The organism is Candidatus Wallbacteria bacterium (assembly GCA_028687545.1).
In the GTDB taxonomy this organism is placed as follows: domain Bacteria; phylum Muiribacteriota; class JAQTZZ01; order JAQTZZ01; family JAQTZZ01; genus JAQTZZ01.
Genome location: JAQTZZ010000007.1, coordinates 18,451 through 33,071, shown reverse-complemented (window position 1 = coordinate 33,071; position 14,621 = coordinate 18,451). Strand labels below are relative to the sequence as shown.

The window sequence follows — 14,621 nt, the reverse complement described above, 5'->3', positions numbered from 1 at the left end:
TTCGGATTTCTAATTAAAGGCATTGAAATGCATTATTTGAAACAGAAAATAAGATTGGTACAATTATTGCTAAATAATCATTGCTAAAGCGTGTTTTACTAAAACTCAATACTTGAATTTATACTAGTTTAATGACTAAAGCGTTAACTGCTAAAATTTAGATAAAAGTTGGCAACCTGGTTTTGCTAGAAGTACTCGGTAGCCCAGACGTATACGGGAGTTTTTAACCTGCCTTTTTCGCTCCCGTTGTTTGCCTGGATTACCGGCACCCGCAAAGGTTGCCTCTTTTTTTTGTAAACAGTTATAAAACCCGAGCTCCATGCGAGGGGGTTATTACTGTTTAAAATCCCCGAAGTTCCACCGCAGAGTGCGGAGGAACTGAGCGGGATAACTCAATTATAAAATTCTCAGATAATCCAACCGTAGGGGTAACGCTCGCCGTTACCCGTTTGCCCCATGGCAGTTCGGGCACCCGCAAGGGGTGCCCCTACAATTTCCCCAGATGCAGCAGCGGCAGATATTTCCCGTTGTGGAACAGATTCGTCTCCAGTTCACCGCAGAAACCGCAACCATTACAATATTCGTTCATATCTGAGAGGCCTGCGATCTTCTTGACCCAGTCCTGTTCAGTGATCGAAGGCAGGTCGCTTGGTGATTGATCGGAAAATTCGCAGGGAGTGATTTTACCATCGCTGCGGATACTGAAAAAAAGCTTGCCTGCGCTGCAGGAAAGTTTTCCAAAATCCGGGCTGGAATAAATATGCAGAAGGCCAGTCAGCGAATTTCTGATAAAACCTGACCTGGCAGTTGTTTTCATCATCATCAGCTGATCAAGGGCATTCTTGAACTCTGCCTTAGCAGGTTCAAGTTCGCGTAAAAAGGTAATGCCGTGATGCTTCAATGGCTGAAAACCTACAAAAGTACCGTAGATGCCTGCCAGATCCACAATTTCAGTCAATCTATTGATATTGAGGCGGTTGAGGGTAGTGGTGATGTGGAATCTGATGCCCTCTGTATCGCAGGTCTCCATTTCCCTGATGATCCCGCTGAAACTGCCTGGAAAAAATAGACGGTCATTCACTTCCTCAGTGCCGTCCAGCAGGAAATTCACATGGTCCAGCTTGTTCCTCAGCTCTCCCAGTGAGTCAAGCAGGCAACCATAAGAAGTGGCGGTGATGGTGATCCCGTTTTTTATCAATTCCTGAAGAAGAGGACCTGATTCACTTACTGGGATTTCAGACAGGCCTTCCAGTATAACCTTGAAGACACCGAGTTTCTTGAGCTCTGGTATCACATCGAGAAAAATGTTCACCGGTATCCGTTCAGAGATACTGCCAGGTTTTGAGAGATATTGGATCCTGCTTTCTGACAGCGTTAGTTTAACGGAAAAGGGGAGCTGCCTGCCCAGCAGCCTACGCAGAAAAATTTTGCCTGCTTGAAGAAATTTCATGAGAAAATGATATACAGTTGAATTGTTTTTCTCAATCTTTAACAGTAATATCTGTCTATAGTTGTTTCAGGCAGCGGACGGTACGGATTGTTTAATAAAAATATTCTGGTATAATCTACTCAAATGAAGAAGTTATTGATTCTGCTTATTTTAGCCATTGTTGTAAGTGTATTTTCTGCTGAGCAGCAGATCTCTCCCGAAAACAGCATTAATCTGCTTTTCACTCTGGCGAAATTCTATGCCAGGTCCGAGCAGTATGACAAAGCAATCCAGAAACTGCAGGAAATCCTGAAACGCGACCCTGAAAATCTAAAAGCAATCCAGCTGCTGGAAAAATACAAGAAAATAGGAGAGAACTCCAAGGGTACTACTCAGAACGAAGGTACTGTTGAAATTGTGCTGTCTGTCTATGAGCAGAAAATTGTAAACGAAAGAGAAGGCCGGGTCAGTGAGCTGATCAGTGTCGGGGATTATGGAAAAGCCCTTGAGCTCCTCAAGGAGATGATCAAGCTGGTTCCCAGGTATCCGAAGTCATACTATCAGAGCGGAATTATCTATATCAACCTTGGCAAACCTGCTGATGCGCTGACATTTTTCGAAAAGACCCTGGAAATTGAACCGAAAAATCCTTTTTCCTGGTATTACAAAGGAGTGGCTCTGCAAACCCTGGGGAAAACCAAGGAAGGGTTTGAAGCTATGGACAAAGCGATTCATCTGGCTCAGACAAATGTGATGTTCAGAGCCAAGATAGGATACTATTACATGCGTTTCGGCAATTACAACCTGGCTGAGCAGTATTTACAGGAGGGGTTGAAGATTGATCTGAAAAATGAAGAAGTCCTTGGATATCTTGGAGAAATCGCTCTTCTGCATCGCGAATACGAGAATGCCCTTAAATACTTCAATATTCTGGCAGACATGCACCCTGATTCGTTACCTGTAATGATGAATCTGGCGTTCGTCAAAACCAAGAAAGGCGAGATCACTGATGCGGAATTGATCCTGGACAGATTCAAGACCAATGAGGGTCTTGAGGAATATCAATTGGTGAAGGGCGTGCTCCTGATGGCTGAAAACCAGCGGAATCTGGGGATCGATATTCTGGACAAGCTGGTGTTGAATGACCCTCAGAATATCAGGGCTCAGATCGTATTGTGCGAATTTTACTGGCAGATGGCCAACTATGAAAAGACCAAGGATTATTCAGAGCGGATCGTAAAGTACGATACCTATAATTACATAGCCAATATCTATCTGGCTCAGATCTATGAAAAGCAGTCCCAGAACGAAAAAGCTTTTGCCATCTACTCCATGCTCTATCAGAAAGGAAATGCAAGCATGGAACTTTATGAACGCTATGGACAGATGCTGGCTGGAAATGGCTATTTCGCACAGGCGATTGAGATTTATCAGAAAGCTCTTACCCTTGCCGACGAAGCCAAGAAGGAGTACCTGAAAGGTGAGCTTGCCAAATGGCAGGATCTCTATTATAAGCAGGTCAATCCTCCATCCACCATCCAGGACGATTCAAACAGTGGAAGTTCCTCGTCGGATAGTTATTCGTTTTAGCATTAAGGATGCATCTTTCAATTCAATCGCTTGTTCACTGCTTGAGGTTAGTATGTTTGTATGTTGGTATGTTAGTATGTTTGTATGATTTTCTTACAACCTACTAACATACAAACATGTCAACTTCGTTCGTGAAAGAAGCGATCGTTTGTAAAACAATGAAATATGATTTTAATCATCTACGGCCCGACAGCATCTGGTAAAACCTCCCTGGCGGCTGAAATTGCCCGTAGATTCGGGTCCTATGTGATTTCGGCCGATTCCATGCAGGTGTATCGGGGTATGGATGTCGGGACCGCGAAGCCTGGAGCGACGGATCTCAAACTCTGCCGACATTTTCTGCTTGATCGGTGCAATCTCGCAGAGCGTTTCAGCGCAGGCGATTTTGTACATGAATGCCTGGCAATTCTGGCAGAAAACAATACGAGCCTCCCGGTCGTAGCCGGCGGTACAGGCCTTTATCTTTACAGCCTGATCAACGGGATCCACGATTTTCCTCCGATACCTGAACGTCTTAAATTAATGGTTTCTGAAATGACTATGACTGAACTTAGTACTGAATTGCTGAAAGCGGACCCGGTAACTTCAGCCAGGATCTCAGCTCACGACAGGAAGCGGCAGGAGCGGGCACTGTCCATCATCCTGCATACAGGGAGAAAATATTCCTCCTGGATCCATTCTGACGAAAAGACCGTGCTGCGTCAGAAGTACCTGATGATTAATTTGACAATTCCGAGAGACGAACTTTATAATAAAATAAAATTTCGAGTAGAGTCAATGTTTTCTAACGGCTGGGTGGAGGAAGTCAGAAATCTTCTGGAACATTACCCTGAAGATTCATACGGCTTCCGACAGGCCATCGGCTACAGGGAAATCTGCCGCCATCTCCGCGGCTTGATAGACCTGAAACAGCTGAAAGACCTGATTAAACAGAAGACATGTGCCTATGCCAAACGCCAGCTGACCTGGTTCAACAAATTCCCCCATGGGGTGTTGACGGACAACCGGCAGCCCGGAGAAACTCTGAAAAAAGTGGAAAGCCTTTGCAGAGAATTCCAATCCGGAAAGATTTAAGATAAAGTTAATAATATACAGGGGGAATAAATGGCCAAAAAGATCAATCTACAGGACAACTTCTTGAATCAGGTGCGTCAGGACGGCATGGAAGTTACGATCTTCCTGACTAACGGGGCCAAAATCAAAGGCATGGTGAAAGGCTTTGACAGTTTCACGCTGGTGGTTGAAGTGCTTGGAAAGCAGGAACTGATTTTCAAGCATGCCATTTCCACCATTGTGGCCGGCAAGAAGGTGAAAAACCTGTTCCAGTATGAAGACTCCGACGGAACCGGCGATCAGTCCGAGGACTCCGACGAGAATTGATATCACTGTCATGAACTTATAATTGGTCTACCGGTCATTTTGATTTTGAGATTCGGATGAGATTTTATATTTTCTTTTTATCATTTTGAGCCGATAAAACAAATAACCGGTGCTGGAGACCGGGGGAGGAAACATGCTCTCTGAATTTATTGGGCGCAAAAAGATCGGCCAGATCTTTCTGGAAATGGGTGTCATTTCCCAGGATGTTCTGGCTGAAGCCTTAGAAAAGCAGAAGGAATCCAGCCAGCTTATCGGACGAACCCTGATCGAAATGGGATGTTTCGATGATGTCGTACTGGCGCGCGCCCTGGCTAAACAGTTCGGTGTACAGTTCCATGATCTGGAAGAATTCTTTGTTGATCCCAAGCTTGTGGAAATGCTGCCCGAAGACCTGATCAAGCTTTATAATTTTGTGCCATATACAGTTACGGACAACCGGATGACCATCATTGTCTACGATCCGGGCAATGTGGCGATGTTCGACGCTATCCATATCGTCACAGGCATGGAGATCGATTATCTGGTCGCACCTGAATCCAAATTAAGGAAGACCATTGAGGATTTTTACACTGTCAGCACCGAAGAGCAGAAAACCCTCAATGACGTGCAAGTGAATGATATCCTTGATGACGTGAACGTGGAGATGGCCAAGGATGGAAAAGGTGCTGCGAGCGGAGACCGTGAAAAGAAGGAAAATCTGCTGGCAGCTGCAGATCAGAAGCCGATCATAGCCCTGGTCAACAAAATTCTGCTGGAAGCGATCAAGGAAGGCGCGTCAGACATTCACATCGAGGCTGAAGAGGATATTCTTCAAGTCCGCTACCGTATCGACGGGAATCTTTACAACAAAATGCCGATCGCCAAGAAAGCGATGGGCGCGATAGTCTCCAGGATCAAGATCATGGCCAACCTCGACATCGCTGAACGCAGGCTTCCCCAGGACGGAGCCTTCACAGTGATTTTCGGAAAGAGCAAGGTGGACTTCCGTCTCTCGATCCTGCCTTCGATCCACGGTGAAAATGTAGTTTTGCGTATTCTGTCCAGGGAAAACATCCTGCTTGACTTGAGGACGCTCGGCTTCAACCAGAAGCAGTATGAAATTTTCACCAGAAATATCAAGAAACCATATGGAATGAACATTACTTCCGGACCTACAGGATCCGGAAAAACAACTACGCTTTATGCAGCTCTCAATGAGATCAAGGATCCTGAGATCAAAATCATCACGGTTGAGGACCCGGTCGAGTATCAGTTGGCTGGTGTCCAGCAGGTGCAGGTCTTTATCAATAAAAATGACCCGCAGCGGTCGCTGACCTTTGCCTCAGGTTTGAGGTCGATCCTGAGGCATGACCCTGATGTGGTGCTGATCGGAGAAATTCGAGACAATGAGTCTGCTGAGATCGCCATCAACGCAGCCCTTACCGGTCATCTTGTTTTCTCCACTCTCCACGCCAACAACTCCCTGGACGTGATCGCGAGACTCGCGACCCTTGGCGTAGAAAAATATCTCCTGAGTTCCGCGCTGAACATGGTGATCGCCCAGCGGCTGATGCGCAGGCTATGTACATGCAAGCAGCAGGAAGAGGTGTCACAGCAGACGTTTCAGAATCTGGGATTGAATTATGAAGAGCAAAAGGACAAAGTGTTTTACAAGCCTGTAGGCTGTGAAAAATGCAGCAGTGTGGGTTACAAGGGAAGAATCGCGATTTACGAAATCCTGAACGTGACTTCCGAAATCAAGGAAATGATCCTGACCGGTGAGAATATTTATGAGATCGGGAGAATAGCGCGCAAGCAGGGATTCAACACTCTGATGGAAGCCGCTTTTGAAAAGGCTCAGGCAGGAATCACCAGCCTGGCAGAGGTTGCAGACTACATAGTTGACTGACACATGGAAAACTTAAAAAAATACTCTAAAATTGCTATGCTGAAATCGTTGATTTTTCCCAACAACGAAAAAATCGCAATTGATATCGGAACCAGAAGCATCAAATACATCGAGATCAAGAAACCAAAAAACACAACTGATCCGATCGAAGTGTTGAACTTCAAATCTATTCCTACACCCAACGACAGTCTGCTGGCGACATATACCGAAAATCCGGTCGTGAATCCGGGAGCCATCCAGGATGCACTTGAGTATCTGTCTAATTCCTGCAGCCTTAAAAACCGCGACACGAACCTGGTGTTATACGATTCCACGGTGATCATCAACTGGCTGAGCTTGAATCCCGGTCCCACTGATGTGATTCAGAATCTTGTGCTGGAAAAACTCTCGACGTTCCTGCCTGTTCCGGTCAGCGAATGGTTTGTCGATTTCGCAGTACTCGAGGAAAAAAAGGATTCCAAGGTGATCATCAGTGAGGCGATGCTGAAGAACAATCTGTTCGAGTTTGGAAAATTGATGCAGCGCACTGGTTTCAACCCGGTTTCCATAGACATCAGTTCATTCAACGTCGTGAACTCATTTCATAAATATCTGATGGAGGCTGAGAACGCTAAAAAGAACATTGCAGTAGTCAATATGGGACACAACAATACCACTGTGATGATTTTCAAGGAAGGGGTGTTGAAGAACCTGCGAAGCCTTGGTGTCGGCGGCAGGGATTTCACCCAGAACATCATGGAAAGCAAGGGATTGACCTTTGAAGATGCCGAAAAATACAAGCACGAGGAATTGTTTTTCCTCTCCGACGCCTCGGAAGACCAGAATAAGAACGAAAATTACAACATCATCAAACCCAGTTTCGGAAAACTGATCAAAGGAATGTATGATTCATTCGATCATTATCTGGCTAAATTCAGGGAGTTCAAGATTCATGAAATCATACTTTCCGGAGGGGCAGCCAATTTTACCAACATCAGATTTCTGATTCACAGACATCTCAATATTCCTGCCAAGAACGGATCAGAACTGCTGAATTTCAAGTTTCAGGGTAATGAAATGCTCGAAAACGACAAGAATCTGTTTTCTTCTGCTGTTGGAGGTCTGCTCAGGGAATCATGAAGATAATGATGGATCTGCTTCCAATCCAGTACAAATGCGAAAAGCGGGATTATCTTGCAATCGCACTGCTCGTTTTTACCGTTGCCGCCGGAAGCACTTTGACTTTGCTGGTCTTTTTGTCCATGCACACATATTACAAAGTACTTGAAAGTTCCATCCAGTCTGATGTAGCAAGGATGGAATCAGATCTCTCCAGTTCCAACCAGCAGGCAGACGGTTTGAAAGAGCGTCTGAGTGCCATCTCGTTTGATGCTGAAGGACAGCTGCACCTGAACGATGAGATCGAGGCTTTCAACAGAATCGGCAAAGGCTTTGCCTGGAGCAGATTTTTCAACCGCCTGGAACAGGCTATCCCGAAACGTGTCTGGATCAAGGCCTTTGATATTACCAGTCTCCCTCATTTCACGATGGTCTGCGAATCAGCCGATCAGATTCTCCCGATCGTCTTCGAACAGCAGATGATGCTGGACAGCAAATTTTTCAAGAATGTCTTTCTGGGTGATACAGTACTTGATAAAAAAAACATGGCAATTGTTTTCAGGATGTCTTTCGATTACTGCGGAGAATAAAGCGTGAGAACAAGAAGTACCTCTTTATCTGAAAAGTACGCAATCTATGGAGGAATCATAGGAGCGATACTGATCAGCCTTCTGGGAGCCTTTATCACCTACCGCAGCTATTCCACCAAGATTTCCGAACTGAAGGCCAGAAAAGAAGAAATGGCAAGCAAGGAAAACCAGTTGTCCCAGGAGCTTTCGAAAGTCAAGGCTCAGATCCAGGGTTTAAACGCACAATTGAAGGATAAGCAAAGCAAAATTTCTCAGGAAAAAGCTGATTTCGAGAAAAAAAAGAAGGAGATTGGTGAAATCATCCAGAAAATTCCACCAATCTACATGAAATCACTTCTGCGCAAGAGCATTCTTGAGAAAGCCAAATTGCTGAATATTGATGTACTGAAATACAGCGCAAGAGAAGTCACTCCCGAAGAATTTTCGAACCTGGACTTTTTCCCGCTGGAATTTTCAATGGAGATTGCAGGGGAATATGCCTCGATCAAAAAACTGATCAGCTATCTGGACACAGTAATGGAACTGAAAGACGTCAAGGATGAAAGCAGGCAATGGAGATTCATAGTGACGATTCCACGCGAGGGAGGATTAACTCTGGTTGACCCGAACACCAGGTTTTACGGACCGGCGATTCCAAACGCTGGCCCGGCCCCTGCCGCGGGTGGGCCGAACCAAGGTACGCAGGAAATCAAACTCGATACTCTGGAATTGAATACCTTCACCACATACAGGGAAGGGCTGCTGATGGACGACAAGCTCGAAGTCAAACTGATCCTGATCACATATTTCAGGAAGGATACATAGATGCCGAAGCAAAAGATGATCATTTACGGCGGTCTTGGTCTCCTGGTGATTATTGTAATCATCCTGAAATTCACGGTTTTGCGCAAAAACGCAGTCGATACCGCAGATATGACCGGAGCCCAGGCGCCTGCCCCGGTTGCTGAAGCTCCCCAGACATCCCTGAGAAACATCACCCCTCAAACTGCGGTGAATCCGGTACCTCCCAAACCACAGGCCGCGCAGCCTGGAGCGCCGTCACAGACTAAACCTCCGGTCAAACGTGAGTTTCACGGGTATTCTCAGATAAACGATGTATTTCAGTCAAGTTCCGAGATCACGGTTGAAACCCAGATCGAAGTGATCCAGAATGTGTTCCAGGACTTTAAGAGATCGCTGGAGCAGAAAAACAAAGCCAAGGCTGCCCGGTTGAAGGCCGACGAAGCCATCAGCAATCTGATGGCTGTTATCTCCAAGCTCAGGGAGACCAATCGACGCGCCATGGAAAAATACCTGGAGTCTCCCAAGAATTATGTGGATCTCGCGGACAAGAATTTTGCTGACGGCAGTTATCTGGAGGCTGAGAATTACGCCTACAAGGCTGTCAACCTTTGCGAATCCATGAATGTCAACACTCTGGAAAAACTGATCCGGGAAACGATCACCTTCAAATACAAAGGCTTTTACAATGTTGGGGAACAGAAAGTAGCTATCCTGCTTATGATCAGGAGTGCGAGCGGAATCATCGAAGGTACTACGAAACAGTATATTAATGTGAAAGAGGGGGATTCAATCAATGTCAACGAATACAATAATTTCAAGATCGACACCATTGCCCCTGAAAATGTTCAGATGACAAATATTGCTGAGAATAAGAAGCTGAGCCTGGATTTCGAACTGAGCCAGACCGGCAAGGAGAACAAATAAGCGATGGCTGACTTCATCTATGAAGGTACGAACAAGAATGGAGTGACCATCCAGGGGCGGCTGGAAGCCCTCAACAAAGAAGAAATTAAGAAAATTCTCGACCGTCAGGGGATTTCTCCTACTAAAATCAAACCCTGCCCTGAACTGACGCTGAAAGAAATGCTGACCTCCGGTTCTTTCAGTATCAGCACAAAAGACATCTTCCTGTTCACTAAATATTTTGCAATCGTCCTCAAGGCAGGAATTCCAGTGATCAAGGGTCTCTCGATTTTAAGGGACCAGACTGTAAATCTCCGTTTCAGGCGGCGCCTGAGCAAGATCATTGCCAAGGTGGAAAGCGGATCCTCCCTGCATCAGGCATTCGAACTTTTTCCCGACATATTCACACCTATGTACTGCAGCCTGCTCAAAGTCGGCGAAGAATCTGGGCTGCTCTACGAGATGGTCTTGAGGCTGGCCAAATACATGGAAAAAGCCAATACGCTTAAGCGCAAGGTCAAGGGTGCAATGATGTATCCGGCTGTCATCATGAGCGTGGCTTTCTGTATCGTATGTTTCCTGCTGACTTTCGTAATTCCGAGATTCGCCAAGATGTTCCAGAGTTTCGGTGCGGACCTGCCGATGCCTACCAGAATTCTGATCGCAGTTTCCGATTTTTTCAAAGCCCATATCGTCCTGATCCTGCTTGTGATTGGCGCTGCAATATTTACTTTCAGATATCTAAGCAAAACAGCTGCAGGCAAGTATTTCCTGGACGGACTGGTCCTGAAGCTTCCGGTTGTAGGCACACTGGCCCTGAAATCAGCCATCAATGACATCACTAAAAACCTGGCAGTATTGCTGCGGAGCGGAATCCCGATTTCCAGAGCTCTGGAAATCACTGTCTCTGCGATCGATAATATCATCATTAAAAACCAGATCATTACAGTCAAGGTCGATATCGAGGCCGGCGTGGGTATCTCCCCGGCTTTCAAGAGAGCTTCCTGCATTCCGTTCATGGTCTCTGAGATGATCAATGTGGGTGACACCACAGGTACGCTGGAGGCAATGCTTGACAACATTTCAGAATTTTATGAGGAAGAAGTCGACAACCTGGTCAATAATATGACTGCACTCGTGGAACCGCTGTTCATCGTATTCCTCGGTGGTGTGGTCGGTTCTATAGTAATCTCCATGTTTCTGCCGATATTCAAGATATCGAGCGCAGTAATGAAAAGTACACAGCAATAAGCCAAGGAGAAGATATGAAAATTCCAGCGCGAATCATGTTGGTGATTTTCCTGAGCCTCATCAGTGCGGCTTTCTGCGAGGAACTGACCAAGACAGATGTCCTGACCCTTGGGAAATCGGCAATCCTCAAGCTGGAATTCAAGTCCAAACTGCCTGTTTATAAGACCATCAACGCTGGAGAATTCCTCCAGATTGATTTCATGGACGGAGAATTCGACGGTGAAAAGACATATCCTGTCTATAAGAATAATCTGAAACTTTATCGCATAATCCCGCTGCCTGAAGAAAAGCTTTTACGCGTGAAAGTTGTGTTGTTTAAGAGCGTGGAACCTGTGATCGAGGAGAATGGATCTGCACTCACCATCAAAATCGGTGATTCGGAAGTTTACGGACCTGTCAAAACAGCCGAAAAAGAAGCGGTCGACGGCGAAGCTGTGGCTGGAAAATATTATCTGAGAGCTCTGGAACTGATGAAAGTGAAGGAATGGGACAGGGCCCTTCAGTATCTCGAAGATGCCAAAGCCAAAGCGCCTGACAACAGCCGGATCGTCGAAGCCTACAACATCTGCCAGACCAAGCTGAATAAATTCCAGGGAATGCAGACTGAGTTCACTGATGCTCAGAAATATTACGCCTCGGCTGAATACGAGAAAACCCTGCAGATCCTTGAAGTGATGGTGAATAAATATCCGGACTTTCTGGAAGCCCGCGAACTTCTGATGAAAACTTATTTCAAGACCAGGAATTACGAATTCGCAGTCCGCGAAGGCAATAAAATCCTGGAGCTGAATCCTGTTTACGACAATAAAGAAGAGATTCTGGACCTGCTCAGAAAGTCCGAAGACTATCAGAAGCTGAAATGGGGCGTTTCCAGGCTGACCTTCACCTGCAACGAAGAACCGATCGAAGATGTGCTTTACGCTCTTTCGAAGGAAACCGGGATGCGCTTTAATTATCTGGGAGACAAAGACCTGAGAATTTCTCTTTCCCTTCAGGACGCCACTCTCGACGACCTGATTGCTTCGCTGTTCAAAAAAAACCATCTGGAATACGAAATCAAGGAAGGAATTGTAAATATCAGAAAGGCCGTGCTGCCTAATGACCTGGTCAACGGCCTGAAACTTTTCCTGCCGCTCGGTAACACTCTGAAGGCTCTGGCAGAACTCCTGAACATCAATGTGATCCTGAATCCGGAAATCGACATGGAAAAGTCCGTCAATCTGAATATCAGCAACGCCAACATCGGCAAAGATGAACTCTTTGACCTGATCCTGAAGAACAACGACCTGGTGAAAGTTGCTTACAACCAGAATACTTTCTTTATCGCACCCAAGAGTATCGCCAAGCAATATAATTATCAGGACCGACATTTCAGAGTCTTCAAGTTTGCCAACATCGAACCTGAGGAATTTCTCGGTATCATCAAGAGCATGAGTGAACTCAATCAGAGACTGGATTTCTCAAACATAGTGGTAGCTGATCTGGATGAGAACAGCAACATCATTGCCACTACTCCTACCATGGTTTACAAAACAAAATACAGCAAAGACGACCTTGAACTTGTCACATCGATCAAGGAAAAACTGGAGAAATTGAATCCAACGAATCAGCAGGCAGTTAAGAAAAAAGCGGCAGAAACCGAAACCACCGCTATCGAAGAAGTCGCTGCAAAGGAAGAGCAGAAGGCTGAGCAAAAGAAAACAGAAGATCTGATCAGGCTCGAGGGAGAGCAGCAGAATATTTCCAAGCGAGTCAATCCAAGCATTCCAAATCAGGATAGTGTTATTTCCAGCAGCAACACTGTAAATCCTTACACCAGGGATTTTAAGAATTTCAATTCCCAGGGAGCTGAGCTGAACAAGACTGTTCTGCCTTCCCGAAAAGTTAAAGCGCTGCTTGTGTATGAGAGTGAAGAGAATCTGAAATTACTGGAAAAACTTGTGCAGGATTTCGATCTGAAGCGCCCGCAGGTAATGATTGTGGTGAAAATCATCGATGTAAATACTTCAGTCAATCAGAAACTCGGGCTGTTACCTACATTTGATGGTGAAACGAATAAAATCCAGATGAAAAAACTGGGAAACATGTCCAGGATTCAGCTGGATGCCACGCTTGATTTCCTGGAATCAAAGCAGTATCTGAAAACCCTGTCGAATCCAACGATCAGGGCGCTCGATGGGGCAGTCGGTGTCGTTCAGTCCGGCAAGTCACGCACAGCCAAGCATGCGGAACTGAAACAGGTGCTTGAATCAGAACCTGTAGGCGGCGGAAACACACAGAGTTTTCAGCAGAATCAGCGTTGGGTCAACATGTGGGTATATGAAACGATCCAGTCAGGCATTGAAATGAAAATAGTCCCGATCGTGCATGAAAACAGCGAAGTTACTCTTGGAATCAATTTGACTCAAACAGATAAAGGAGCCAACGGTTCTGAAGACGACATCAGGGCTTATCTGGCATATCCTGGAGAACTCGTTGTTTCCAAACCGGATGTGCTTGAAACCAGAAAGTACAATACTGATATCAGGATGAAGGATGGTGAAACAATTATTCTGGGCGGCTTGATCTCTGAAAATCAAACAGATTCTGATCTCGGAACTCCGATCATGAACAGGATGCCAATCATCGGCAGGCTGTTTAATCACAATCAGTCTGACAAGAGCAGGGTGGAAATGGTGATCCTGATCACCCCGTATATAGTTAACAAGGATTTTGACGACAAGCTGGAGAAGATCAAGCAGGCTGATCTGACAGACAGGTCTTATGCTGAATACATGGAGCAGTTGAAGAAGAAGCTGCGCTGAGTATTAGAAGATGAGATGAAAGAAAAATCCACTCGGAGTTAACGAGTGGATTTTTTTTAACTTGATTTTATGATAGTCAAAGTGTACAATTAAAGTGAACATTTTACAAGGAGAAGATCATGAGAGCAACGATTCTTGACCTCAGGCGGAAGATGAAGGATATCTTCGGGGCTCTGGACAGGAATGAGCCTGTCACCATTCTATATCACGGCAAGGAACGCGCGATAATGCTGCCGTCGAAAGCTGATAGGAAGAACGGAATGAAATTTGCAGATCATCCTGCTTTCGGCCTTTGGAAAGAACATGAAGATAAAAAAGATGTTGCCAAGCATGTAAGAAATCTGCGTACGGGACGTTTCAATGATTTTTGACACAGATGTTCTGATCTGGTATTTGCGCGGCAATGCCAAAGCTGCCAGAACTCTGGATCGTGCTTCTGATCATCAACTGTCCATAGTATCATTCATTGAATTGCTGCAGGGAGCGCGTAACCGCGATGAAATCAGAATCTGTAAAAGGTTCTTGAATGACTGCGGTTTTCAGATCCTGCCCATCACCGAAAACATCGGTCATCGAGCTGCAGTCTATGTCGAGGAATATGTTCTGAGCCATGGAATCTGCCTTGCCGATGCCCTGATCGCAGCCACAGCAGCGGAGCACAGTCTGCCTCTCTGCACAGGAAATACAAGACATTACAAAGTGATAAGTGAAATCGAACTGATCCCTTTCAAGCCTTGATTCTACTTTGATGATTAGCCTTGAAGATAAGATTTTCAACTACCAAAAAGCATCTCACTTTTGTACCAAACGCAATTTAACTTGCGTTTGGTGCCGCTATCTGCAATACTTGATGTATGAAAATACGGAAACTCCGGTTGGACAAAATCTTCGAATCCTGAAAAAAC

General features: G+C 45.5%; 13 protein-coding genes. 12 read left to right on the top strand and 1 reads right to left on the bottom strand.

Translation table 11 applies throughout. The features are described from left to right. Positions 1-487: 487 nt before the first annotated feature. On the bottom strand, positions 488-1,450 hold the full coding sequence (locus PHW04_04960; GenBank protein ID MDD2715225.1) for a hypothetical protein: 963 nt from the start codon (positions 1,448-1,450) through the stop codon (positions 488-490). A gap of 123 nt (positions 1,451-1,573) precedes the next feature. Here PHW04_04960 and PHW04_04955 point away from each other — a divergent pair, with 123 nt between their 5' ends. From PHW04_04955 to PHW04_04900, 12 genes are all read left to right on the top strand, one after another. After that, complete coding sequence (locus tag PHW04_04955) at positions 1,574-3,019, top strand: tetratricopeptide repeat protein (protein MDD2715224.1); 1,446 nt, start codon at positions 1,574-1,576, stop codon at positions 3,017-3,019. A gap of 165 nt (positions 3,020-3,184) precedes the next feature. Then, positions 3,185-4,093 carry a tRNA (adenosine(37)-N6)-dimethylallyltransferase MiaA gene (gene miaA, locus PHW04_04950; GenBank protein MDD2715223.1) on the top strand — a complete coding sequence of 303 codons (909 nt, stop codon included), beginning with the start codon at positions 3,185-3,187 and terminating at the stop codon, positions 4,091-4,093. 30 nt (positions 4,094-4,123) lie between these two features. Beyond that, positions 4,124-4,399 (top strand): RNA chaperone Hfq, encoded by a 276-nt coding sequence (hfq, locus tag PHW04_04945; GenBank protein MDD2715222.1) that lies wholly within the window; start codon positions 4,124-4,126, stop codon positions 4,397-4,399. Positions 4,400-4,532: 133 nt separating this feature from the next. Further along, positions 4,533-6,287, top strand: coding sequence for a GspE/PulE family protein (locus PHW04_04940; protein ID MDD2715221.1), 1,755 nt, complete (start codon positions 4,533-4,535; stop codon positions 6,285-6,287). A 36-nt stretch (positions 6,288-6,323) separates the two neighbouring features. Then, a complete protein-coding gene (gene pilM / locus PHW04_04935; GenBank protein MDD2715220.1) occupies positions 6,324-7,406 on the top strand; it encodes a pilus assembly protein PilM in 1,083 nt (360 codons plus the stop codon). After that, positions 7,403-7,975 carry a hypothetical protein gene (locus PHW04_04930; GenBank protein MDD2715219.1) on the top strand — a complete coding sequence of 191 codons (573 nt, stop codon included), beginning with the start codon at positions 7,403-7,405 and terminating at the stop codon, positions 7,973-7,975. Before pilM ends, PHW04_04930 begins: the two co-directional genes overlap by 4 nt. Before the next feature lie 3 nt (positions 7,976-7,978). Further along, positions 7,979-8,779 (top strand): hypothetical protein, encoded by an 801-nt coding sequence (locus PHW04_04925; GenBank protein ID MDD2715218.1) that lies wholly within the window; start codon positions 7,979-7,981, stop codon positions 8,777-8,779. Then, on the top strand, positions 8,780-9,682 hold the full coding sequence (locus PHW04_04920) for a hypothetical protein (GenBank protein ID MDD2715217.1): 903 nt from the start codon (positions 8,780-8,782) through the stop codon (positions 9,680-9,682). It begins immediately after the preceding gene. 3 nt (positions 9,683-9,685) lie between these two features. Continuing rightward, positions 9,686-10,912 (top strand): type II secretion system F family protein, encoded by a 1,227-nt coding sequence (locus PHW04_04915; GenBank protein ID MDD2715216.1) that lies wholly within the window; start codon positions 9,686-9,688, stop codon positions 10,910-10,912. A 14-nt stretch (positions 10,913-10,926) separates the two neighbouring features. Further along, complete coding sequence (locus PHW04_04910; protein ID MDD2715215.1) at positions 10,927-13,716, top strand: hypothetical protein; 2,790 nt, start codon at positions 10,927-10,929, stop codon at positions 13,714-13,716. Positions 13,717-13,835: 119 nt separating this feature from the next. After that, complete coding sequence (locus tag PHW04_04905) at positions 13,836-14,087, top strand: type II toxin-antitoxin system Phd/YefM family antitoxin (GenBank protein MDD2715214.1); 252 nt, start codon at positions 13,836-13,838, stop codon at positions 14,085-14,087. Further along, entirely contained in the window at positions 14,077-14,454 is a 378-nt protein-coding gene (locus PHW04_04900) for a PIN domain-containing protein (protein ID MDD2715213.1), read from the top strand. The genes PHW04_04905 and PHW04_04900 overlap by 11 nt, the downstream gene beginning before the upstream one ends. Positions 14,455-14,621 lie beyond the last annotated feature (167 nt).

Bases quoted from the DNA above. Each gene is read 5' to 3' on its own strand.
- PHW04_04915 (MDD2715216.1), top strand. From the start codon at position 9,686: ATGGCTGACTTCATCTATGAAGGTACGAACAAGAATGGAGTGACCATC.
- PHW04_04900 (MDD2715213.1), top strand. From the start codon at position 14,077: ATGATTTTTGACACAGATGTTCTGATCTGGTATTTGCGCGGCAATGCC.
- hfq (MDD2715222.1), top strand. From the start codon at position 4,124: ATGGCCAAAAAGATCAATCTACAGGACAACTTCTTGAATCAGGTGCGT.
- PHW04_04930 (MDD2715219.1), top strand. From the start codon at position 7,403: ATGAAGATAATGATGGATCTGCTTCCAATCCAGTACAAATGCGAAAAG.
- PHW04_04940 (MDD2715221.1), top strand. From the start codon at position 4,533: ATGCTCTCTGAATTTATTGGGCGCAAAAAGATCGGCCAGATCTTTCTG.
- PHW04_04905 (MDD2715214.1), top strand. From the start codon at position 13,836: ATGAGAGCAACGATTCTTGACCTCAGGCGGAAGATGAAGGATATCTTC.
- PHW04_04910 (MDD2715215.1), top strand. From the start codon at position 10,927: ATGAAAATTCCAGCGCGAATCATGTTGGTGATTTTCCTGAGCCTCATC.
- PHW04_04955 (MDD2715224.1), top strand. From the start codon at position 1,574: ATGAAGAAGTTATTGATTCTGCTTATTTTAGCCATTGTTGTAAGTGTA.
- PHW04_04960 (MDD2715225.1), bottom strand. From the start codon at position 1,450: ATGAAATTTCTTCAAGCAGGCAAAATTTTTCTGCGTAGGCTGCTGGGC.
- miaA (MDD2715223.1), top strand. From the start codon at position 3,185: ATGATTTTAATCATCTACGGCCCGACAGCATCTGGTAAAACCTCCCTG.
- pilM (MDD2715220.1), top strand. From the start codon at position 6,324: ATGCTGAAATCGTTGATTTTTCCCAACAACGAAAAAATCGCAATTGAT.
- PHW04_04920 (MDD2715217.1), top strand. From the start codon at position 8,780: ATGCCGAAGCAAAAGATGATCATTTACGGCGGTCTTGGTCTCCTGGTG.